This window comes from Corynebacterium lowii (assembly GCF_001412085.1).
In the GTDB taxonomy this organism is placed as follows: domain Bacteria; phylum Actinomycetota; class Actinomycetes; order Mycobacteriales; family Mycobacteriaceae; genus Corynebacterium; species Corynebacterium lowii.
The window spans coordinates 1-19621 of record NZ_LKEV01000009.1 but is presented as its reverse complement, the minus strand read 5'-3'; the positions used below and the strand labels follow the sequence as shown (position 1 = coordinate 19621).

At 61.4% G+C, this 19621-nt stretch carries 22 protein-coding genes and 1 rRNA gene; 7 read left to right on the top strand and 16 right to left on the bottom strand.

Annotation, left to right across the window (positions count from 1 at the left end):
* The first annotated feature begins 7 nt into the window (after positions 1–7).
* Complete coding sequence (locus Clow_RS10875; RefSeq protein WP_245625764.1) at positions 8–1327, top strand: LCP family protein; 1320 nt, start codon at positions 8–10, stop codon at positions 1325–1327.
* Positions 1328–1330: 3 nt separating this feature from the next.
* Here the strand turns inward: Clow_RS10875 and Clow_RS10870 are convergent, their stop codons facing one another.
* From Clow_RS10870 to Clow_RS10840, 7 genes are all read right to left on the bottom strand, one after another.
* On the bottom strand, positions 1331–1612 hold the full coding sequence (locus Clow_RS10870) for a hypothetical protein (protein WP_156334937.1): 282 nt from the start codon (positions 1610–1612) through the stop codon (positions 1331–1333).
* A gap of 95 nt (positions 1613–1707) precedes the next feature.
* A complete protein-coding gene (locus tag Clow_RS10865) occupies positions 1708–2628 on the bottom strand; it encodes a DUF5926 family protein (RefSeq protein ID WP_055179132.1) in 921 nt (306 codons plus the stop codon).
* Positions 2629–2632: 4 nt separating this feature from the next.
* Entirely contained in the window at positions 2633–3340 is a 708-nt protein-coding gene (locus Clow_RS10860) for a glycerophosphodiester phosphodiesterase (protein ID WP_055179220.1), read from the bottom strand.
* A gap of 236 nt (positions 3341–3576) precedes the next feature.
* Complete coding sequence (locus tag Clow_RS10855) at positions 3577–3903, bottom strand: type II toxin-antitoxin system HicB family antitoxin (RefSeq protein ID WP_055179131.1); 327 nt, start codon at positions 3901–3903, stop codon at positions 3577–3579.
* A gap of 118 nt (positions 3904–4021) precedes the next feature.
* Positions 4022–4192 carry a hypothetical protein gene (locus Clow_RS10850; protein WP_156334934.1) on the bottom strand — a complete coding sequence of 57 codons (171 nt, stop codon included), beginning with the start codon at positions 4190–4192 and terminating at the stop codon, positions 4022–4024.
* A 2-nt stretch (positions 4193–4194) separates the two neighbouring features.
* Positions 4195–4797: a hypothetical protein gene (locus Clow_RS11870; protein WP_156334931.1), complete on the bottom strand. Its 603-nt coding sequence runs from the start codon at positions 4795–4797 to the stop codon at positions 4195–4197.
* Between the two features lie 349 nt (positions 4798–5146).
* Positions 5147–6091 carry an L-lactate dehydrogenase gene (locus tag Clow_RS10840; protein WP_055179124.1) on the bottom strand — a complete coding sequence of 315 codons (945 nt, stop codon included), beginning with the start codon at positions 6089–6091 and terminating at the stop codon, positions 5147–5149.
* A 143-nt stretch (positions 6092–6234) separates the two neighbouring features.
* Between Clow_RS10840 and Clow_RS10835 the strand changes: the two genes are divergently transcribed.
* The gene (locus tag Clow_RS10835) at positions 6235–8121 is read left to right on the top strand and encodes an alpha/beta-hydrolase family protein (protein WP_082418663.1); all 1887 of its coding nucleotides are present in this window, start codon (positions 6235–6237) and stop codon (positions 8119–8121) included.
* 3 nt (positions 8122–8124) lie between these two features.
* Here Clow_RS10835 and msrA read toward each other — a convergent pair whose 3' ends face one another.
* Complete coding sequence (gene msrA / locus Clow_RS10830) at positions 8125–8778, bottom strand: peptide-methionine (S)-S-oxide reductase MsrA (RefSeq protein ID WP_055179120.1); 654 nt, start codon at positions 8776–8778, stop codon at positions 8125–8127.
* Between the two features lie 183 nt (positions 8779–8961).
* Here msrA and Clow_RS10825 point away from each other — a divergent pair, with 183 nt between their 5' ends.
* A complete protein-coding gene (locus Clow_RS10825; protein WP_055179117.1) occupies positions 8962–9564 on the top strand; it encodes a superoxide dismutase in 603 nt (200 codons plus the stop codon).
* 48 nt (positions 9565–9612) lie between these two features.
* Here Clow_RS10825 and Clow_RS12100 read toward each other — a convergent pair whose 3' ends face one another.
* Both Clow_RS12100 and Clow_RS10815 read right to left on the bottom strand, forming a co-directional pair.
* Positions 9613–9903, bottom strand: a complete 291-nt coding sequence (locus Clow_RS12100; protein ID WP_245625763.1) for an LURP-one-related family protein — start codon at positions 9901–9903, stop codon at positions 9613–9615.
* Positions 9904–10205: 302 nt separating this feature from the next.
* The gene (locus tag Clow_RS10815) at positions 10206–11702 is read right to left on the bottom strand and encodes a TM0106 family RecB-like putative nuclease (RefSeq protein ID WP_055179115.1); all 1497 of its coding nucleotides are present in this window, start codon (positions 11700–11702) and stop codon (positions 10206–10208) included.
* A gap of 100 nt (positions 11703–11802) precedes the next feature.
* Between Clow_RS10815 and Clow_RS10810 the strand changes: the two genes are divergently transcribed.
* Both Clow_RS10810 and Clow_RS10805 read left to right on the top strand, forming a co-directional pair.
* Complete coding sequence (locus Clow_RS10810; protein ID WP_055179113.1) at positions 11803–12438, top strand: DUF6474 family protein; 636 nt, start codon at positions 11803–11805, stop codon at positions 12436–12438.
* Between the two features lie 165 nt (positions 12439–12603).
* A complete protein-coding gene (locus tag Clow_RS10805; RefSeq protein ID WP_055179111.1) occupies positions 12604–12942 on the top strand; it encodes a histone-like nucleoid-structuring protein Lsr2 in 339 nt (112 codons plus the stop codon).
* Between the two features lie 52 nt (positions 12943–12994).
* On the opposite strand, the gene Clow_RS10800 is transcribed toward Clow_RS10805, so the two are convergent.
* Both Clow_RS10800 and Clow_RS10795 read right to left on the bottom strand, forming a co-directional pair.
* The gene (locus Clow_RS10800) at positions 12995–13645 is read right to left on the bottom strand and encodes a LuxR C-terminal-related transcriptional regulator (protein ID WP_055179109.1); all 651 of its coding nucleotides are present in this window, start codon (positions 13643–13645) and stop codon (positions 12995–12997) included.
* 39 nt (positions 13646–13684) lie between these two features.
* Positions 13685–14896: a sensor histidine kinase gene (locus tag Clow_RS10795; RefSeq protein WP_055179107.1), complete on the bottom strand. Its 1212-nt coding sequence runs from the start codon at positions 14894–14896 to the stop codon at positions 13685–13687.
* A 73-nt stretch (positions 14897–14969) separates the two neighbouring features.
* On the opposite strand from Clow_RS10795, the gene yidC reads away from it, so the two are divergent.
* Positions 14970–16283: a membrane protein insertase YidC gene (gene yidC, locus Clow_RS10790; protein ID WP_055179105.1), complete on the top strand. Its 1314-nt coding sequence runs from the start codon at positions 14970–14972 to the stop codon at positions 16281–16283.
* On the opposite strand, the gene Clow_RS10785 is transcribed toward yidC, so the two are convergent.
* The 3 genes from Clow_RS10785 to Clow_RS10775 form a co-directional block, all read right to left on the bottom strand.
* Complete coding sequence (locus tag Clow_RS10785; RefSeq protein WP_055179218.1) at positions 16280–16957, bottom strand: TetR/AcrR family transcriptional regulator; 678 nt, start codon at positions 16955–16957, stop codon at positions 16280–16282. The two genes, yidC and Clow_RS10785, sit on opposite strands and share 4 nt — an antisense overlap.
* 103 nt (positions 16958–17060) lie before the next feature.
* Positions 17061–17315, bottom strand: coding sequence for a GlsB/YeaQ/YmgE family stress response membrane protein (locus tag Clow_RS10780; RefSeq protein ID WP_055179103.1), 255 nt, complete (start codon positions 17313–17315; stop codon positions 17061–17063).
* A gap of 19 nt (positions 17316–17334) precedes the next feature.
* The gene (locus Clow_RS10775) at positions 17335–18225 is read right to left on the bottom strand and encodes a universal stress protein (protein WP_055179102.1); all 891 of its coding nucleotides are present in this window, start codon (positions 18223–18225) and stop codon (positions 17335–17337) included.
* A gap of 61 nt (positions 18226–18286) precedes the next feature.
* Between Clow_RS10775 and Clow_RS10770 the strand changes: the two genes are divergently transcribed.
* Positions 18287–19309: a pseudouridine synthase gene (locus tag Clow_RS10770; protein WP_055179099.1), complete on the top strand. Its 1023-nt coding sequence runs from the start codon at positions 18287–18289 to the stop codon at positions 19307–19309.
* A gap of 195 nt (positions 19310–19504) precedes the next feature.
* On the opposite strand, the gene rrf is transcribed toward Clow_RS10770, so the two are convergent.
* Positions 19505–19621: ribosomal RNA gene (gene rrf / locus Clow_RS10765) — 5S ribosomal RNA — on the bottom strand.

The window sequence follows — 19621 nt, the reverse complement described above, 5'->3', positions numbered from 1 at the left end:
TGTACGCATGGATTCCAGGGGCTATGACGATCATCGCCGGAATCGCGGGCGCAGCCAGCGCCACGATCCACGCGGCGAATACGTGCTGCGTGCCGACGGCACTCCGCTGACCGACCGCTACGGGCGGCCAGTGCGGCGTCGTTCTGCCACCCCTGATGCCTCCTCCACCCCGCCCCGGCAGAGCAGGCCCCGCCAGCAGATGCCGCCCCGGCGCGAGGCCCCTCCTGTGCCGCCCACCCGGCAGTACGTGCCCCCGGCTGCTGCCCCTCAATCGGGATACGGCGACTATGATTCCGCACCCCGGCAGCAGTATTCCGCGCGCCCGCCGCGCCGACCCTCGGGTCTGGAGCAGGCCGCCGAGGCTCCACGAGCACCCCGCGCCGCGCGTCCCACCCGCACCGCCAAGCAGAAGCGCGGGGGGAAGCGCCCGAATATCGGCTGCCTGGGCTGCATAGGGTGGCCGCTGGCTATTGTTCTGGTGCTGAGCATCGTGCTCACCCTGTGGGCGGATACCAAGCTCACCCGCGTGGAGGCCCTGCCCGAGCAGCAGGTATCAAAAACCTCCGGCACGAACTGGCTGCTCGTGGGCTCCGATTCCCGCCAAGGTTTAAGCGAAGAGGACGTGGAGCGCCTGGGCACCGGCGGCGACATCGGCGTGGGCCGCACCGATACCGTCATGCTGCTGCACATTCCCACCGGCGGCAAGGCCACGCTCGTCTCCCTGCCCCGCGATTCCTATGTGGCCGTGCCCGGCTACGGCATGGATAAACTCAACGCCGCCTTCACCTACGGCGGCCCTCAACTCCTCACCGAGACCGTGGAACAGGCCACCGGCCTGCGCATTAATCACTACGCAGAGATCGGCATGGGCGGGCTCGCCAACGTGGTGGACTCCGTGGGCGGGGTAGAGGTGTGCCCCGAGGAGCCTATCGACGACCCCCTCGCCCAACTTTCCATCCAGGCCGGCTGCCAGAAAGTCGATGGCCCCACCGCCCTGGGGTACGTGCGCACCCGCTCCACCGCCGGGGGCGACCTCGACCGCATTCAACGCCAGCGCGAGTTCTTCTCCGCGCTGCTCAATCAAACCACTAGCGCGGGCACGCTGCTCAACCCCTTCCGCATGATCCCCCTAATTTCCGATACCGCCTCCTCCTTCACCGTGGGTTCCTCCGATCACGTGTGGAACCTCGCGCGCGTGGCCCTGGCCATGCGCTCCGGGGTGGAAACCAAGACCGTACCCCACGCGGGCTTTGCCGATTATGACGTGGGCAACGTGGTGCTCTGGGACGATGCCGCCGCCGAGGAACTGTGGGCCTCGATGAGATAGGGGCTAGTGGGAGTCCGGGGCTCCGGTGACTTTCTGCGGGCGGCGGGCTCGTCCCGAAGTTCCCCGCCACAGGGTGTAGATGATCCAGCCGATGACGGGGAGGAAGAGCACCATGAGTGACAAGCCAAAGCGCTCCCACCCGGAAATGGGGCGGCGGACAATATCAATGATGAGGATGAGGCTCACCACCCAGGAAATGACAAAGGCCACAGAAAACGCCAGGTCATAGGCCATCGGCAACAAAGGATTATTCCCCTCACTCAGGGGTAGTGTTGCGTAAGTCATGGCCCCCAGGCTAACAGGGGGGACGGCAAGGGTGTTGCAGGCAAGCAAAACAGGGGCGTGCCCGAATCGGCACACCCCTGAGGTACCCCCGTACCCTACCGAATAGTCACCTGGCGGGACTTGATGTTTTGCAGCTGCTTGCGCTCATCAGCATTAAGCTGCTCGGTATTAGCCACCTCGGTTTCAATGACCTTATCCAGGGCCGCCAGGGCCTCGGCGTAGGTGGTGTGCTCGCGGGCGGGGTCAAGGTCGAATACCGGCACCACCAAGCCGTGAGTACGGAAGGTTCCGGCGAACTTCGTGCCCTCGCCCAGGTTTAACTCGCCGCGCGCGGCAATGCGCGCCAGGGCCGCCAGCAGGCGCTCCTCGTTCTCCTCGGTGCGCACCCAGCGGATATGAGCCTTATCCCCGCCGGGGTAGACCCACCACACGGCACCGCTGACCTCGGCGTTAATGCGGTGCGAGGGCACGATGGCGTCGTTCGCCGCTTGCAGGCCGCGGATGGTGGTGGCGTCGGCCTCCATCGTCTCGGGTATCCACCAGGCAAAGTCCTGGTGTTCTTCGATGCTGAGGGCGGTGGCGGCGTCGATAAGCTCGCTCAGTGCGGGCTGGGTGCCGTCGGCGGCGGTGGACATCAGGGTCTCGCCGGGGCCTGCGCTCGCGGCCCAGTTCAGGGCGTAGGCGAGGTCGCGGCCGGGGTTGTGGGAGCGGGCCTGCACCTGGAGAGCCACGAGGGCTTCTCCGCCATGCTTTTCCTCGCGCACCAGGGCTGCGGCGGCGCCGGGCAGCACCGTGACGAGGCGCACGGGGCGATTGGCACCCTTGACGTCGAGGGCAGCGGTGGCGGAGGGCACGAACTCCTGGAGGGCCACGAGGTCCGCCTCGGAGGCGAACCCGGCGTAGGGGCGGGGGTCCTTTTCCAGAGCCGCACGCTCGGCGGCACGCTTGGCGAGCTTAGCCTGGCGGCGGCTCATGCCTTCGGGCAGATCGTCGTTCTTCTTATTCTTCTTGGCCATGCCCTCAAAGATACGTCAGCGCCAGTTCCGGTTTATTAGTAGCCAGCATGTCCACTCCATGCTCGCGCGCCCACACGATGTCCTCGGGCTCATCCACCGTCCACACATAGGAAGGCAGGGAACGGGCCCGCAGCAACGCCGGGTGCTGGCGCGCCCGCTCAATGGAAAGCCCCAAGCCAGTGGGGCCGCCCACGGTGGGATCGCAAGGATGCAGGTAGCGGTGCCAGGCGCGCCGCAGATAAATGCGGTCCACATGGGGTGCCAGGGTGTGCATTCTGCTTATCGACGCCCCCGCAAAGCTAATCACGTGCACGCGCGGGTCGTGCAACATTCCGTGGTAAGTAAGCGTGCGCACCAGTTGCTCCTCCAACATGCGCCCGTAGCGCAGGGGGTGCTTAGTCTCGATATAAAGGTGGTGCTCGTGCGGGCGGGCCATGTCCAGCAGTTCGTTGAGGGTAAGCACCTCTTGGGGGTGGTACTTATCCCCAAAGTCCAGCCGCTTGAGTTGAGCCAGGGTGTGCACGGATACCCGGCCACTACCATTGGATACGCGATCCAGGATGGGGTCGTGAATACACACCACCTCGCCGTCCTTAGTGAGGCGAATATCGCATTCTATGCCGTGAATGGGCAGTTCAAAGGCTTTTTCATAAGCAATCGCTGTGGACTCGGGGTAGCGGGAGGAGTAACCGCGGTGCGCGATGATTTTCACGCCCACAGGTTACGCTGCCGGGGGCGGTTGCGCTGGGTGAGATTTTTTGAGGTGGAGGAGGAGTCGCGCACCGGTCAGGAGCGCCGAGGCTTCTTCGCGTTCTTCAAGCTAAAACCGAAAATATCGCTCCACAGAAACCCGGCTTATCCTGATGGTCTAATACGCCATACATAGCCATGATGTTACCGAGCTCTTCCAGCTCACTTCGCGCGAATACCTTGCCCCGTACCGTACCCTCAAATCTCTGCCAGTTTCTGATTGACCAGAGAGTTGAGAGATACACCCTCCATCTTCGCCGCCATAACTAGGCGTCGGTGAAGGCTTTTCGACGTCCTCACATTGAACTTCCCGGAATATGCTTGCTCACCAAGCGGAATAGGGATGGTTTCTCCCGATTGCTCCATATCATCTACAACTTCTCGCACAAGCCGCAGAAGCCCCGCCTCAGCCTCTTGACGATCAGAGTCGAGCCAGGATAAAGATGGAAACTCAGCAACGACAGCCACGAACTCTCCATCTTGTTCGGACCACGAGACCTGATACGTATATTTATTAATATCCATCACCCACTGACCCCAAACTTTATACCAGAGAGTACAGAACAACTATCCCATTAGAGTTTACAATATTCCATAATGGGATACTCATGTGTGTAGGATTCCCCGCTATACACACAGTTAATCAAACTCGCCGCACTCTTTTCTTCAAGCTAAAACCGAAAATATCACTCAAAAGAAAACCTGGCCTGTTCTGCCGATCAAGCTCATCATACATAGCCATCATGTTGTCAAAATCTTCTAATTCAACTCGCGTGAATATCTCATCACGCTCCACATCTTTTGCCGATGACACGATCAGCACCCTCCTTTAATCATCGCCATCTCAGATCTTACACTCACCCCGGACCCACGGACTACTAGCACAGGTTGATCCTCAATCCCAAAACGCTGAACGATCTCATTCAGCCGGCTCATCGTCTGCCCACCATGCCCACTCAATTTTTTCTTGGCTTGTTCAAGACGACCATTCTGCGCATAGAACTCCAAGACACAACGTGCTCTGTGGTCCAACACCGAAATCTTCATTGGAGCATCCCGCCGGGGCCAACGCCTCTCTTCCAACAAACCACGGTAGGTCCGTGCAAGCATCACCCAATCTGGCTCTTTACCATTTTCTTGCTCCACCACCCATTCAAACCGATTCCACCATTCTGACCGATCATCCGATAGCACTTTTTGACCAAATGCCAATAATGCAGAAGAGACAGTTAGAATACTAATCACCATCTTTATCCGGTCAGCCAGAACCCCTATCTCAAAGAGAAAGAGTGAACCACAAAAGAGAACAAGAATAAGAAATACTACCGCATACATCCATCGCGGTATTTTAAAACCCTGCAAGAAAGCACACCCCCGATCATAAATACCCCAAAATCTACTCAGTAACGGAGAAATCACCCCCATCACCTCAAGGGCTAGAACCCCAAAACCAGTATACCCCTACATGACTGACATGACCACCCCACCATCAGAAGAGCGCAAGAAATCACAATGCGCCACCCTTGCGATAATCAGAAAATCCCGTATGCAACTTCACCATTCGATTCCCTTATATCGCACTGGCCACCTGCAATTCCGGCCGAATAACCATCATCATGGTTGATTATCTCCACCCCTGAGAAGAAGTAGATCAGTGGCTGGACCCATTCACCGCCTCCCCCATCACCGCAAGGCAAGAGATACCCGGAATCGACTGACTGTTAGCAGCGCCCCCAACATACCCCCGACCCCACCAGCAAAATCACCGCTAGAAGAACTGCCCCTGGATCTCCCGCAGCGTGGCGGCGGAGTGCTCAAAACGCTCCTGCTCGTGCTCGGAAAGTTCCAGTTCCACCACGCGGCGGATACCTTCGCGGTTAATGATGGCAGGGGTGCCGATGTAAATGTCGTCCTGCCCGTACTGCCCTTCAAGATAGGCCGATACGGGCAGCGCCACGTCCTGATTCTGCACGATGGCCCGGGTAATCCGCGCCAGGCCCATGCCGATGCCGTAGGAGGTGGACCCCTTGGCGTCAATGATGTGGTAGGCGGCGTCGCGGGTCTCTTCAAAGATGCGCTCCAGGCGCCCTTCCAGGGTGGGGTCCTTTTCCAGCAGTTTGCGCATGGATACCCCGGCCACGGTGGCGGAGGAGAGTACGGGGAGTTCGGTGTCTCCGTGTTCTCCAATGATGTAGGCGTGGATGGAGCTGGGAGCGGTTTCGTAGAGTTCGCCCAGCATGTAGCGGAAACGGGCGGAGTCGAGCACTGTTCCAGAGCCAATCACACGCTGGGTGGGCAGGCCGGAGAACTTCCAGGTGGCGTAGGTGAGAATATCCACGGGGTTGGAGGCCACCAGAAAGAGTCCGTCAAAGCCCGATTCCATCACGGATTCCACGATGGACTTGGTGATGGCCACGTTCTTGTCCACCAGTTGCAGGCGGGTTTCGCCCGGTTTTTGGGCGGCCCCGGCGCAGAGCACCACGAGGGCGGCGTCCTCGCAGTCGGCGTAGGTGCCCTTGGTCACGCGGGTACGCGAGCCCGCCCAGACGACGCCGTGGTTGAGGTCCATGACGTTGCCTTCGAGTTTTTTCTCGTCGATGTCGATGATGGCCAGGTGATCCACGATCCCCTGGTTGACCAGTGCGTAGGCGTAGGCCACTCCCACGTCTCCCGCGCCGATGAGAACGACCTTGTTGCCAATGGTGTGTTTCATTGCCTTGACCTCTCTCCTGGGCTTGGGGTTTGCTCCCCTGCACCTTCCATTATGCCCGGTTGCTTGGTTTTGTGCCCGGTTTTTTCGCCCCGTTTACCCCTCTGTGCTGCACTTAACAGCCCTTCGTGCCACTATCGAATGTCATGAGGCTGCCAACCCCGCTACGGCTCCCCCTGTGCCGCTACAACCCTGGCCACAGCACCGGCACCAACCCGCGCAGCCCCCACAAAACCCACAAAAGCCGCAAAACCCGCCAGCCCCATAGCCCACACAAAGCACATAAAACCCACATCGCTCTCACCACGATCTCCGCCGCAGCCGACCTCCTGGCCGATCTCACCCCCGCCCTGCGCATGAGAAAGCGGCGTCGCCTGCCCAAGAAGATGAACGCCGGAATACTCGGCGCGGAAATCGCTACGTGGTGGGCGCTCAGCCCCTCCCTGTTGCTGCACCCCTGGTGGGCTACCGCCGCCAATCTCACCTTTGCGCAGGGCGTGGGGCATCTCATTGGCACCACTATCTCCTGGATAAGCCAGCGCAGTGGGCTGCACCCACCGGAGGTGTCCCGAGCCAAGGTGCACGGCGTGCTCGGGCTCATCACGCTCAGCAGCGCCGCTCTCTACCTGCGGCGCGGCCAAGAGCAAGCCGCACTCCTGGGCACGCGGGCGCGTGGAGTGCGCCCGGCCGCCACCGGGGTGGCCGTGGGCACCGCGGGCTATGCCGCCATGTTGCTCGCCGGGGAACTCACCCAGCGCGGCACCCAGGGCGCGGAGGCAGTACTGCGGGCTGCGCTGCCTCCGCGCCTGAGCTATGCCGGTGCTTTGCTGACGGTGGGCACCGCGTGGATGTTGCTGTGGGATCGCCTTTTCTTCCACCGCCTCATTCGTGGACTCTCCCGGCGCGCAGAGATCCTCAACCGCGCCATCCCTCCTTTTGCCCACCGCCCGAGCGAGCCACAGCGCTCCGGTTCCTCACAATCCCTGGAACCGTGGGGGTACCTGGGAGCCCAGGGCCGCATCAACGTATCCAGCGGGCCACGAGCCGCCGATATTAGAGCGGTCACCGGCAACACCCACGCCACCGAACCCATCCGCGTTTTCATCGGTCTCGTGCCGGGCCGCAGCCTGGAGCAGGCGGCCCAGGCCGCCGTGGCGGAATTGGAGCGCACCGGGGCCTTTTCCCGCGAGGTCATCGTCATCACTCACCCCTCCGGCACCGGGTGGTTGCCCGATTACTCTCTGGACGCCGTGGAGTTCCTCACCGGGGGCAATTGCGCCACCGTGGCCATGCAGTACACCTATCTGCCCAGCGCGGTGAGCTACTACCAGGATCGCTCCACCGCACTTATTTCCGCGAGGCTGCTCGTGCGCGCCGTCGTCAAGCGGGCCGCACGCAGCCCAAGGCCACCCAGAATCTTCCTCAGCGGGGAATCACTGGGGGCCTACGGCATGGCGGGTGTCTTTGATAGCCTCGCGGAACTCCGCAGGCACGTCGATGGCGCCCTCTTTTCCGGCCCGCCGCGCAGCACCCCGCTCACGGCCTGGCTGCGCAGGCAACGCCAGGTGGGTTCGCCTGAGCGCCTGTCTTTGCTTAACGACGGCCGCCATCTGCGCGTATGCGCTCACCCCGGCCATCTCAGCTATGACCACTCCGGCCAGCCATACCGGCAATCCTGGCAGCACCCGCGCGTGGTGGTGGCTCAGCACGCCTCCGATCCGATCGTGTGGTGGGAGCCCTCGCTTTTCTATCGACGCCCCGACTGGCTGCGCGAGCCCGGCTCCCGCGGCGTGCGCGCCCCGGCCGCCCATCACAGCGACGTGGTACGCCGCATGCGCTGGGTTCCTCTGATTACCGGCTGGCAGGTGGGGGTGGACATGCTCACCTGCACCCGCGCACCGGGGAATCACGGCCACAATTATCACTCGGAGTTCGCGGCCTATTGGGCCGGAATATTGGGGGTGGAGGCCTCCCGTGAACTCCTGCACCGCTGCGCGCAGTGGACGCGGCGCAATGGCAAGCGGCGGGTCTAGGCCCTAGCCGCAGGAGATTCCGGTGCCGTGGTGCGGGCAATAGCCGCCGGGCACCTTGTGCAGGTATTGCTGGTGGTCCTCTTCGGCCAGGTAGTATTCCCCGGCCGGGGTCTGCGCCAAGGTGGATACCTCCGTGGTGATGGCCCCAAAGCCGGCGTCGGCAAGTTTGGCCCCATAGCGTTCCACCAGGGCGCGTACCTGCTGCGCTTCTTCCTCGGTATCGGTATAAAAGGCCGAGCGATACTGGGTGCCCACGTCGTTGCCCTGGCGGTACCCCTGGGTGGGATCGTGAGCTTCGAGCGCCGCCACGATGATCTCTTCCAGGCAGACGCGCTCGGGGTCATAGACCACCTGCGCCACCTCCACATGGTTGGTGCGCCCCGTACACACCTCCATGTAGGTGGGATTGAGGGTTACTCCGCCCGCGAACCCCACCGAGGTCGATTCCACGCCGGGCATGTTCCAGTACATCTTTTCCACGCCCCAGTAGCAGCCGATGCCGATGAGCACGCTGCGCTGCCCCTCGCGCCAGGGACCGGTGAGCGGGGTGCCGAGCACCGCGTGCTGGGGCGGCTGCGGCAGAATCGGGGTTTCGCGCCCTGGCAGGGTATCGCTGGGATCGAGTAATTCGGGGGTGCTCTGAAAAATCCAGCCCACGGGTGCCTCTTTTCTCTATGGCCTTGTCTCCGCAACATCACAACGACGGGCCACAGCGCATTATTCCCAGCCGATTGTTTATACGAACAAAAACATTGCATTTGAGAAGAAAGTTCCTATCATGGGGTTCACGCGGTACGCACGCCGCGCAACGCACTGCATTTAGACGAAAGGACTCATCTCATGGCCGTTTACGAGCTTCCCGAGCTTGATTACGCTTACGACGCCCTGGAGCCCCACATCTCCGCCGAGATCATGGAGCTGCACCACTCCAAGCACCACGCCACCTACGTGGCTGGCGCTAACGCCGCCCTTGAGGCCCTGGAGAAGGCCCGCGAGGAGGGCACCAACCCGGATCAGATCCGCGCCCTGTCCAAGAACCTCGCCTTTAACCTGGGTGGCCACACCAACCACTCGATCTTCTGGAAGAACCTCTCCCCCAACGGTGGTGGCGAGCCCACCGGCGAGCTGGCCGAGGCCATCAACCGCGATTTCGGTTCCTTTGAGAAGTTCAAGGATCACTTCTCCTCCGCAGCCCTGGGCCTGCACGGCTCCGGCTGGGCCATCCTGGGCTACGACCACATCGCAGGCCGCCTCGTGGTGGAGCAGCTCACCGACCAGCAGGGCAACACCTCCGCGAACCTCACCCCGCTGCTCATGCTGGATATGTGGGAGCACGCCTTCTACCTTCAGTACAAGAACGTGAAGCCGGATTACGTCAAGGCCGTGTGGAACGTCTTTAACTGGGAGGACGTGGCCGAGCGCTTCGCCGCCGCTGCCAAGTAAGGCCTAGCGGTTCCCCGAGAGGGTGCGGTGGTTTCCCACCGCACCCTCTTAATTTTCGCGCTTTTCTCGAATCAAATCCAAGGCCACCACCCCGCCCAGCACGGCGGCATGGAGTTCTTCGCCCAGGCCGGGAGTAAATTGCAGGTGATAGCGGGAATGTCCCATGAGCGCGCGGCCCAGCCCGCCCCAGGTGCGGGTGACCGCCGCGAGGGTCATGCCCTCCAATTCAAAGCGGAAATCATAATCCCATAGGCTGCCATTGAGTTCGACCTTGCGGCCATCGGCCAAGTGCATATCCACTTTATTGCGAAAGAAACTAAATCGCTTGCGCAGATGCACCAGGGCCGCCCGTCCGCCCAGGTCATTTCCATCGTGTCGCGCACAAAGTTCACGGTGTCGCTCAGCTGCACGAGCGGAGTGCCATCCGCCTCCATCACCTGTAACGTCCGGTTGCCCATCATCATGCGGCTCAGCAGGGAACCGGAGGTATGTACCCGCCCCACCGGCCTTTCTTGCTCGTCAAGAATGTCAAAGTCATTGCTCGTCCAGTTGGTCACCTGCTGCATCACCAGGTGATCGTGGCGCAAAAGGGAATCGGTGAACTCGCTCATGGTCCCCATCATGCCGAAGTTTCTTTTGCTTTACGACGCCCCCAGCGCCGGTGCTCCCGGCGCGCCGTCGCTAAGCCAGTTCCGCACGGCGGCCGTCGCCACGCAATCATCGGCGTTATAGCGCAGCAGGACCCGGCGCGCTTCCTCGCTATCGCCGGTGTCTACCTCCACCGCCACGCGGTAGGCGTTCACCGATTCCTCGCCGTCAAAGCCCTCGTCGCGCCACTGAAAACCCGCCTGCGGGGCCACCACTTTGAGGCCCAGTCCCATAGGCCCTGCCAGGGAGGCCTTGACGGAATCGAAAACATCCACCCATTCTTCGCTGCGGATAAAGGCGCTCACCTCTTCCTCCGTGGGGCCTCCGGGTAGCCGCCGTGCCGAGGCCCGTAACCAGTGATTCTCCCCGTGGCTGGCGTAGCAATAGGCCCGGAAGCTGCGCCCCGTGGCGTGAGCCTGAGCCCGAGTGTCCATGAGCCAGCGCCAGAACTCCGCAAAGTTGCGGGCCTCGGCCTCTCCACCCAGCCCCTCCCAGGTGACGAAGGGGCGATAGTCCCGCCCATCGTAGGTGCCCCAGAGATACGTCCCCTGATCCAGGTAGGCCTCCACGTCAATATCCACCTCTATATCGGCGCGCGCAGGGGGCTGCACTACCTCCCGGCGCAGCACGGAGATACCTTGCTGCCAGGCTCGCGCCAGCGCGGAGGCCTCGCCCAAGCCCGCCTGCGCGAGGCCGGTCACCGTGTGGATACCCCGCTGGCGAAAGCGCTGGGCACGATCACCGGGAAGAAAAAGGCTGAGGTCATCGGCGGCAACGAGTTCCGGGCGGCAGTACTGCCAAAAGCGGCAATCCGCGCACTCCTTTAAGCGGCGCGGGGCCTGCGGCACGGGGCTCAGCAGCGCGGTATTGACGGCGCGCTGAAAGTTCTGCGTGGGGGTGAGGAAGGCGCGGCGCCTATCCTGCCCGATGATCGCTCCGCGGCCATCGCCAACCCCATATTCCTCCAAAGCCCGGGCGGCCAGGGCCAGGCGAAAGCTATCGGAGGAATGATGTTTCAACGCGTATTCCTCCGGGTGCGGCTCGCTGAGCCCCAGGCGCGCCGTGGAAATCACGGGGGTGCTTGCGCCCTGTTTAGCGCGGCCCACGCGGTGATTGGTCACCACCACCGGCAGGTAGGTTCCGCTGGGCAGCAGCGCAAGCAGGTCCACCTCGGCATGCCAGTGCACCCCTTCATATATCCCACCGAATACCGCGCCCTCGATCAGGGTCACGCCCTGTGCCAGGGCTTCGAGGGTATCGAGGTCCGCGTCCTTCTGGGTGGTGTCCACCTGTACTCGGCTAAAGCGACGCCCGCGGGGATCACCAATCGCGCGATCCACCGGCAGCAACTCCCGCACCGCCGCTAAGGCCGTGTGCCGCCGACGAGCGCGGTGCCGGGAGGCCTCGGTGGGCGGGGTTTCGGGATAGCGGCGGCGCTGTACCTGTTTATAACGGCACCCCAAAAGTTCCTGCGCCCCCACGGGGGCCATCCCACGCGCTTTTTTCACAATAGTAAGAGCATAAGACATCGGCGCGGGTAAGGTTGAGGCGACAAAGATAAACGCCACAACTGCAAAGGATGGCAGCAGCATGGGTATTCTCAAGAATCTGAGCAAGCGCCGCGCCCGTTCCAAAGCCCAGATCAAGGCCGCCAAGACCCGCGCCAAGGCTGAGGTCAAGGCCAATGCCAAGGCTCGGAAGCGCCAGGCGAAACTCCTGGCAAAGCAAGAAAAGGGCCTGCTCAAAGCCGAGCACAAGGGTCTCAAGGCCAAGCGCAAGCACGAGCGCAAGATGGCAGAAAATAAGTTGGCACAGATTCAGGCAGGAAAGTTCAACGCGGATAATGTAAAGCGATGGACGGGTGCCGCACGTTTGCTCACCCCCATTGTGTTGCCGCTGGCTTATCGTGCCCTTACCGCTTTGCGCGAGCAGGCGAACTCCGCAAAAGCGCAGAAACTGGGCGTTACTACCGATCAGATGGCGCAATTCTCCGGTTACGGCGCACCTCTGAAAGCCCGTATTCACGGAATCATGCAGTCCCTAGAGGATTCCGGGTTGCCCTCCGGTTTTGTGCACGACGTAGAGGACCGCTTGAAGGAGCTCTCCGCCTCCCTCGATAACGCTGAGTACATGACCGAAGAACAGCGCCGCCGCGCTCATAGCAGTATCTCGCGGGACATTGACCAGGTAACCAACGAGATTCAGGGGCGCCTCAAACAACGCTAATCTCCGCGTTCACATGGTTGTTCTGGGTGGATAACTAAGTTCTTTTGCATATATATCGGGTTCAACTAGTAGATACTCGCATTAAGATGTAGAGTAGAGTCACCATGAAGAATACGGGCCGGAGGAACGCCGTTATTCCGGCCGTGCAACAGAAGGGTTAGCCACGTGGCACGCAAGGAAATTACTCAGTATTTTGATGATCTGTCCGGTACCCCGCTTGATGTCAATGAAGTGAACGTTGTTCGCTTTGCCCTTGACGGCACGGAGTACATCATCGACCTTTCCGCCGAGAACGCCGAGAAGTTCCGCGAGATGTTCCGCCCGTATCTGGCCGTAGCGCGTAAGCACGCCGCCCAGGTGAGCGGACGCCGCAATAGCGGCGCGGCCCGCAATAGCAAGGCCCGCGAGATCCGCCAATGGGCTCTTGACCAGGGCAAGGACATCGCCCTGCGCGGCAAGATCCCCTCCGAGGTCATCGAGGCCTACAACCAGGCACACAGCTAATGTATTTATAAGAAAAGGGCGGTGGTTTAAACCACCGCCCTTTTTATTTGGGTTAAATCACGCCTTGTTCCCGTGCCGAGGCCACCGCCGAGGTACGCGATCGCACCCCCAACTTGTCGTAAATATGCACCAAGTGCGACTTCACCGTGGCCTCGGAAAGCATGAGTTGCTGACCAATTTCCCGGTTCGAACAACCATCGGCCACAAGACCCAGCACTTCCAATTCCCGGGGGGTGAGCGAGGTGCGCGGAGTGCGCACGCGCGTCATCAAGCGATCCGCCACCATCGGGGAAAGCGCAGAATCCCCTTCCGCCGCAGAACGCACAGCGGCCAATAATTCCTCTGGCGGGGCGTCCTTAAGTAAGTACCCCACGGCCCCGGCCTCAATAGCGCCCAGAATATCAGCGTCCGTATCGTAATTAGTCACCACCAGCACGCGCGGCGGACGGGCCATTGCCTGCTTAATCGCCCGCGTGGCCTCGGCTCCGGTGGTCACCTTGGTTCCCTCCACCCCAGGCCCAAATCGCAGATCCATGAGAATCACATCAATACCCCCGGCATAGGCGGCAGAAATCGCGGCATCCGCCGTGGCCACCTCCCCGATCACCTCAATATCCTCGGCGCCGTCGAGAATGGCACGCAAACCCATTCGCACGATCTGGTGGTCATCGGCAAGGAGAACCCTAATCGTCGAGCGTCCCATGTATTTCTATTTCCTTCCGCGCGGGGGCGTATCTTTTTATCATTCTAGTACGCCATTTTTCACCGGAATAGCCACGGACATCGCGGTCCCCGCCCCCGGCTCTGATTCCACGGTGAGGGTGCCGCCAACCTCCGCGGCGCGGCGTCGCATAGCGTCCAGGCCCACGTGACCAAGCCCTGCGGGGCGCTGCGCTACGGCCTGGGGATCAAAGCCTCGACCATTATCCACCACGTCCAGGCGCACCTCCCCTTCCTCGTAGCTCACGGTAATCCGCGCACGGCTGGCCTGGGAGTGCTTGACCACGTTGCCCACCGCCCCCTGGCTAATGCGCAGCAGCACCGCCTCTGTTTTCATGGGCAGATCATAAACCTCCCCCTCCACGTCCACCTCAATATCCATCTCCACGCTGGCCCCAAAGCTCGTGGCTACCCGGCGCAGCGCCCCCTCTAAGGAGGTGGAAGAAAGCCCCGCCGGTTGCAGCGCCGCGATCATGGCCCGGGCCTCCGCCAGGTTCTCCGAGGCGGTGCGACGCGCCTGGTCAATCCGCGTGCGCACGGGGGCGGCATCGTGCTCGCTCAGGCCGGTCTCACCGAGGTCTCGCTCGGCGGCGTGCAGCAACATCTGGATGCTCGAAAGCCCCTGCGCCACGGTGTCATGAATCTCGTGGGCGATGCGCTGGCGCTCCGCCGCCATGCCCGCCGCGTGCTCGGAGGCCGCCAGCTGAGTGCGGGTGGCCATGAGCTGCTCGATGAGCTCTTGGCGCTCCGTGCTCACCTGCCACAGGGTGCGGAAGGCATAGTAAATAGCCACCACCACCAGGGCAGATACGGCGGGCCCCATGACGGCTCCCACGGTGATCCCCTTGGGAATCTGCGCCGCAATGGCCACCACCGTGGCCACCACCACGGCTACTATTCCGCGATAATCGTCCAGCACCCGCATATAGAGGAAGAACAGAGAAAGCAGAAGGTACACGCCCACGTCCGCCAGCGGAAGCATGAGTACCCACAGCCCCGAAAGCCCCAGTAACCAGGAAAACTGCGCTATCGGCGGCCAGCCCTCCCACAACTCCGAGCCAAAGAAATACAGAAAGGCAAAAAGCGCACAAATAACCACATTGATAACGGCAAATTGCAGATCCAGCTGCACCGAAGCACTCACGGTCACAATAAGAAGCACGGCGGTGAGCACATGAATACCGTTAGTGAGGCTACTTTCCCCCGGCCGCTCCGGGCGTTCCACATTGGTCATACTCCACACGGTACGCTTAGCAGGAGTTTTCCCATACAGCCCCAGCAGTAAAACGGAAAGGCGGCCGCGTACCGTGCTGAGCCTCTTTGTCCTCCCCATCTCCGGGATTATGAAGATGTGGCACCTGTTCTTCCATTCCCTCCTGGGAGTAGAAGAACATCACGCTTGGTTGCTCAGCCTCGTGGGATTGGTCATCACGGTGCGCGCCCTCATCGCCCCCTTTGCCTGGATGCAATTCCGCGCCGCACGCATTTCCGTGCTCATGCGCCCGCATCTCGACGCCGTGCGCAATGCCTACGCCGAACGCACCGACCGGCAGGGAATGTTAGAGGAGATGGCCCTCAATAGTCGGCTGCGCAAACGCTTTCAATATAAACCCGCCGCCGGCTGTATTCCTCCCCTCATTCAACTCATAGTCTTCATCGGCCTCTACCGCCTCCTGCTGCGCATCGCCCGCCCCTCCGAAGGCGTGGAGGGCACTCATCATTCCATCGGCTTCCTCAGCGCGCAGGACGTGGATTCCTTTCTCCACACCACCTTCCTCGGAGTGCCACTGCCTGCCTACCGCGCTATGGCCGACGATCGCTTGGCGGAACTGGGCACCACGCGCTCCGAAGTCACCGGGCTGATCCTCCCCTTTTTGCTCCTGGCGGTGGTATTCACGGTGCTCAACATGGCGCTTTCCCTCTACCGGAACCGCCAATCCCTTAATTACGCCTCCGAGCTGGCTCTGAATATCTACAAGATCACCCTGCTCTTGGCGATCTGGATTCCCATTATGCTGGTCACCGCCGGTCTTTTTGGACCGCTGCCCGTGGCCATCATCCTCTACTGGTTTGGCAATAATCTGTGGACGCTCAGCCAAAACGCCCTCATTCACCTTCTGCTGCGTAAACGCCTACCGCTGGAAGATAATCACCGCGCGTACTTCCGCAGGCAGCGCGAGGAACACCAAGGTATCCGAGCGCGGAAACGCGCACAGCGCCGAGAAATCTGGGGGCTGCGTTTGAGGGGCCTGGCCTCCGCGGAACATCGCACACAGGCCACCCGCAAGGCGGAGTTGCGGCGAATGCAAAGGGCGGCGGATAAGAAGCACCGCAAGGACATCGCGCAGGCCAAAAAGGAAACTCGCCGCGGCATCATTGCCGAGGCCAAAGCCGCCAAGAAAGGCCAGCAACCACCCGCCGCTCCGCCCGCTCGCCCCGCTCAGGGCAGGCATTCCGTGGAAAAGGAGTGGCCCGGCAGGATACGCGTGCACGTTCCCGAGGAGCGCCGTGGTACCGGAGGCCGCCACCGCAGCCCGGAGGAACCCAATGCTGAGGGGTTCAGCACTGAGAGGCCCGGCTCTGCGAGGGGCAGCAAGGGAGATCGCGGCGAGGGCAGTTAGATCGAGTAATCCGCCGGGGGCTCGGCCAGCATCTGACGGGCCAGGCCACGAGCCTCTTCCAGGGGCTTGGTGCTGCGCGCCACCCGCGAGCCGGCCACCCCGCCATCGAGGAAGATCAAAAGGTGCCCCGCCTGTGCCGCGCTGGGGTAGCCATTGCGCTCAGTAAGTAACTGGGTGAGGGTTTCCTGGCACCACCGACGATGATCCATCACCGCGCGGATAATTTCTTGCTCGGCTTCCGTTTCCGGCTTCGGGTATTCCCCCACCGCATTCATAAAGTGCGAGCCGCGATAATTTTCCGCGGGCATTTGCTCAATATATTGATCGAAGAAGGCCAGGATTTTCGCATCCGGCTCCTTCATATCCTTGGTGCGTTCGCTCCACGCCGCCCGCCAGGCGACGTCGAGCTGCTCAATGTAGGCCACCACGAGGGCGTCCTTGGAGCCAAAGAGGGAGTAGAGGGAGGCTTTGGCCACATCGGCCTCGCGCAGAATGCGATCAATGCCGATCACCCGCACACCCTCTGTGCTGAAGAGATGCGTGGCGGAGGCGAGCAGACGCTCCCGCGGGCTGGGCCGACTCCGCCTCCGCGAGGTTCCCGCCGACTTCCGCCCCTTGGTGGTGGCCACTGATTCTTTGTCCTTCCTGCGCGATCTGTCCTGCACTTCCCACATAATAGACAAATCTGTCCGCTTAGACTAAACATCCCCGGCTCCTATGCCGCCTTTCGGCTATATATCACACAGGAACCGGGGATGTGCCCCGCACGAGAGCGGGTTAATTACGCAGTTTGTTCACGATCGTCAGCAAGATCACCGCTCCGAGCAGGCAGGTGAGGAAGCTGAAGAACACCCCGCCACCGGCAACATCGACGCCCACGGCCTTGAGCAGCCAGCCACCGATCTGGCCGCCAATCACGCCCACCACGATGTTCAAGAACAGGCCCTGCTGCTCATCAGTGCCCTTGATCTTAGAAGCAATCCAGCCGGCCAATCCACCAATGATAATCCATCCAAAAAAGCCTAAGCTCATGCTTTACTCCTTATGTTTGTTATTTTGGACGCACAACCATCATAGGGCACGGCGCGGACTGCAACAAGGCTCGTGAAGTAGATCCCAGAAGCATTCCCTTAAATCCGCCGCGCCCGTGAGAACCCACAACCAGCAATTGAGCGTTTTCCGCCGCGTCCACCAACGCCCGTACCGGGCGATCCCTGGTAATCACCTTGGTCACCTTGACCTGCGGATACTGTTCGGCAAAGGGAGACAAACGGGAATCCAACAACTCGCGCTGCTCAGCCTCCACCTGCTCCCACTGCTCCTGCGCAGCGGAAAGCCCCGCCAGGGAAGCCTGCACCTGCATGTCCATCCACGTGTGCACGGCAACGAGTTCCGCCCCGCGCGCCTCGGCCTCCACGAAGGCGTATTCCGTGGCCCGCTGCGATACCTCCGAGCCATCCACGCCGATCACCACGGGGCCGTACTTGGTCTGCTCATCCACGGCGTTATCCGCGCGTACCACCACCACGGGGCAGGAGGCATGCGAGACCACCGCAGCGGAGACCGAACCCATCACCATGCCCGAGAGCCCGCCCAGACCGCGCGAGCCCATCACGATCATCGTGACGTCCTTAGACATTTCCAGCAGCATGTCAATGGGCGAGCCCTCCGCGATGGTGTGACCAATCTTGATCTCCGGGGCCACTTCATAGGCGATGCCGCGCGCCTCTTCGATCTTCTCCATCGCCTCGCCCTGGAGGTCGTCGAAAAGCTCCTGCGGGGGCACCATGCCCTCCGCATAGAGGTACTGGGGCATGGTGTAGCTCGATACCAGGCGCAGCGGCACATCGCGCTTCTGCGCCGTATTTGCGGCCCACCGCACCGCCACCTTGGCGGCCTCCGAGCCATCGACTGCCACAACGATGATTGCTTCCGTACTCATCGCGTCACCTTTCCTCCTACTGGATGCAACACCCCTCATCTTACCCCTCTACAGTGAACGCATGGCCGCTTCTCGACGTCGCCGCACACCCCCTCCGCTGCCCATCCGCGACGGGCTGAATCCCTCCCGAGCACGGGTGCCGGAAGGATTACACATCACCGCCCTCGACTTCCTCACGCACCTCATCGCCTCTCAACGGCACCGCCACCCCCTAGACAATGCTGCCGCCATTGCGCAGCGCTTTGACAAGGGCGAGGTACGGCTGCGCGACGCCACCGTTCTTGAGGCCAGCGATCTGCTCCGACCCGGCACCGACGTGTGGTTCTACCGCACCCCCGCACCGGAAAAACCCGTGCCCTATGAAGTGGAGGTGGTCTACGAAGACGCGCATATCCTCCTCGTCAATAAACCGCCCTTCCTAGCCACCATGCCGCGCGGGGAACACATCACCGAAACCGCCACCGTTAGATTGCGCCGCCTCACCGGTAACAACGAACTCGCACCCGCACATCGGCTCGACCGTCTCACCTCCGGGCTCCTGCTCTTTACCAAACTCCCCGAGATACGTGGGGCCTACCAAGAGCTTTTTGCCTCCCGCAGCGTTACCAAAACATATCGGGCCATAGCGCCTTACGACGCCGCCCTAGCCCGCTCCGTGGCCTCCGAGGGGGCCGTGGAATGGGCCTCCCACATCACCAAGACGCCGGGGGAATTGCGGGCGCGGGTGTGGCCGGAGAAGGAGCCAAATACCCATACCAGCCTTATAGAGGTGAGGTTATTGGATGATTCGGATTCTTCATCTCTGCCGCCTTCATCGCCGCTGTTATCTTCGTCCCCGTTATCTTCCCCATTATCTTCGTCGCGCTCGGGGCTCGGGGCGTATATTCTGCGTCCCCATACCGGCAAAACCCACCAGCTGCGCGTTCACATGGCCAGTGCAGGTGTGCCTATTTGCGGCGATCCCTTATATCCCGTGATAAGGCAGGCGGAGGAGGAAAATTTTAATGTTCCCCTAGAGCTTAAGGCCATAGGACTTTCATTTATTGACCCATTAAATGGGAAAGAAAGAGAGTTTAGGATATAGGAAGAGGGTGAGGTTCGGCTGAACCTCACCCCTTGCTTGTTGGGGGGAATGTCGTGCTCACAAGCCCAGAAACCACAAAAAAAGGGTAGGCATGACCACCTGCGGCCATACCCACCCTCTCATCTTTAATACAACAGTAGGGTGCGAGAGCGACATACAACCCTCACACCCCACTGCCTCTTGTTAAGTTTTAGTGTTGGCGGCAACCTACTCTCCCACACCCCAACGAATGCAGTACCATCAGCATGAAATGGGCTTAGCTACCGGGTTCGAAAAGGGACCGGGCGTTTCCCCACCACCATCAACCACCAA

What these genes read in the sequence shown, in the direction of transcription:
- Clow_RS10875 (WP_245625764.1), top strand. Translation starts at nt 8, where the DNA reads ATGGATTCCAGGGGCTATGACGATCATCGCCGGAATCGCGGGCGCAGC.
- Clow_RS10870 (WP_156334937.1), bottom strand. Translation starts at nt 1,612, where the DNA reads ATGACTTACGCAACACTACCCCTGAGTGAGGGGAATAATCCTTTGTTG.
- Clow_RS10865 (WP_055179132.1), bottom strand. Translation starts at nt 2,628, where the DNA reads ATGGCCAAGAAGAATAAGAAGAACGACGATCTGCCCGAAGGCATGAGC.
- Clow_RS10855 (WP_055179131.1), bottom strand. Translation starts at nt 3,903, where the DNA reads ATGGATATTAATAAATATACGTATCAGGTCTCGTGGTCCGAACAAGAT.
- Clow_RS10840 (WP_055179124.1), bottom strand. Translation starts at nt 6,091, where the DNA reads ATGAAACACACCATTGGCAACAAGGTCGTTCTCATCGGCGCGGGAGAC.
- Clow_RS10835 (WP_082418663.1), top strand. Translation starts at nt 6,235, where the DNA reads ATGAGGCTGCCAACCCCGCTACGGCTCCCCCTGTGCCGCTACAACCCT.
- Clow_RS10825 (WP_055179117.1), top strand. Translation starts at nt 8,962, where the DNA reads ATGGCCGTTTACGAGCTTCCCGAGCTTGATTACGCTTACGACGCCCTG.
- Clow_RS10815 (WP_055179115.1), bottom strand. Translation starts at nt 11,702, where the DNA reads ATGGCCCCCGTGGGGGCGCAGGAACTTTTGGGGTGCCGTTATAAACAG.
- Clow_RS10810 (WP_055179113.1), top strand. Translation starts at nt 11,803, where the DNA reads ATGGGTATTCTCAAGAATCTGAGCAAGCGCCGCGCCCGTTCCAAAGCC.
- Clow_RS10800 (WP_055179109.1), bottom strand. Translation starts at nt 13,645, where the DNA reads ATGGGACGCTCGACGATTAGGGTTCTCCTTGCCGATGACCACCAGATC.
- Clow_RS10795 (WP_055179107.1), bottom strand. Translation starts at nt 14,896, where the DNA reads ATGACCAATGTGGAACGCCCGGAGCGGCCGGGGGAAAGTAGCCTCACT.
- Clow_RS10785 (WP_055179218.1), bottom strand. Translation starts at nt 16,957, where the DNA reads ATGTGGGAAGTGCAGGACAGATCGCGCAGGAAGGACAAAGAATCAGTG.
- Clow_RS10780 (WP_055179103.1), bottom strand. Translation starts at nt 17,315, where the DNA reads ATGAGCTTAGGCTTTTTTGGATGGATTATCATTGGTGGATTGGCCGGC.
- Clow_RS10775 (WP_055179102.1), bottom strand. Translation starts at nt 18,225, where the DNA reads ATGAGTACGGAAGCAATCATCGTTGTGGCAGTCGATGGCTCGGAGGCC.
- Clow_RS10770 (WP_055179099.1), top strand. Translation starts at nt 18,287, where the DNA reads ATGGCCGCTTCTCGACGTCGCCGCACACCCCCTCCGCTGCCCATCCGC.